Annotated in this window: 2 protein-coding genes; one reads left to right on the top strand and one right to left on the bottom strand. The window is 51.4% G+C overall.

Translation table 11 applies throughout. The features are described from left to right. On the top strand, positions 1-516 hold a 516-nt coding region (locus tag A10D4_RS13390; RefSeq protein ID WP_008490171.1), incomplete at its 5' end, for a methyl-accepting chemotaxis protein. A 49-nt stretch (positions 517-565) separates the two neighbouring features. Here A10D4_RS13390 and A10D4_RS13385 read toward each other — a convergent pair. After that, positions 566-1,104: methyl-accepting chemotaxis protein (locus A10D4_RS13385; RefSeq protein WP_008490169.1), on the bottom strand; the 539-nt coding region annotated here is incomplete at its 5' end.

Here is a 1,104-nt window from a genome sequence, read left to right as displayed (position 1 = left end):
GGCTCTGTGCTAGACGTTATCCGTGCTATCGCCGATCAGACTAACTTGTTGGCACTGAATGCGGCCATTGAGGCTGCCCGCGCTGGCGATTCCGGACGTGGCTTTGCGGTCGTCGCCGACGAAGTTCGCGCGTTGGCACACCGCACACAAGAATCAACCAAGGAAATTGAAACGATGATTCAAGCGGTGCAAAACGATACCAATAGCACCGTATCGTCGATGCAGAATAGCCATGAACAAGCTAAGCAATCGTTGGAAATTGCGAACATGGCGGGTCAAGCGCTGCAAGAAATTACCCAGGCGATCTCGCGTATCAACGAGCAGAATGTGACCATTGCCAGCTCTGCTGAAGAACAGGCTAATGTCGCCAAAGAAGTTGATAAGAACTTAGTCACCATCCGTGATATTGCCAATGATAACGCCTCGGGTGCTAACGAGACTTCGGCTGCTAGTGCTGAACTCGCACGATTGGCGGAAAACTTAAGCTCGATGACCATGCGCTTTCGTGTGTCGTAAGCGTACACAAACAATAAAAAAGGCCTGCTCAGCAGGCCTTTTTTGTTTGTCACACTTGATAGCGACTGACTTGTTGCTCGAGTGCATTAGCGGTATCAGACAATGACTGTGCATATTCTGACGCTTGTTCGCTACCGGCAGCAGTTTGATTAGCAATATCAACGATATTGGTCATGTTCTCGTTGATGGCTTCGGAGACACTGGTTTGCTCTTCGGCAGCGCTGGCTATCTGCGCATTTTGCATATTGATGGTATTGACCGAATCGAGCACCGAGGCCAGCGCGCGCTCGACTTCACGAGCTTCAGAGACGCTGGTTTCGCTACCCGACTTAATATTACCCATCACCGCTTTGACATCGCGCGAGCCCTGCTGCACATGCTCAATCATTGCTTCGATTTCATGCGTACTTTGCTGTGTACGGCTAGCCAATGTGCGCACCTCATCGGCTACTACCGCAAAGCCGCGCCCCGCTTCGCCTGCACGCGCTGACTCAATGGCTGCATTGAGTGCCAACAAGTTGGTTTGCTCAGCGATATTGCGAATCACATCTAACACCGAGCCTATCTTCTCAGACTGTTCAGCAAGGC

Origin of the sequence: Idiomarina xiamenensis 10-D-4 (assembly GCF_000299895.1) — a bacterium.
In the GTDB taxonomy this organism is placed as follows: Bacteria; Pseudomonadota; Gammaproteobacteria; order Enterobacterales; family Alteromonadaceae; genus Idiomarina; species Idiomarina xiamenensis.
Note: the sequence above shows the minus strand (reverse complement) of the source record. Positions and strands in the feature narration are given on the sequence as shown.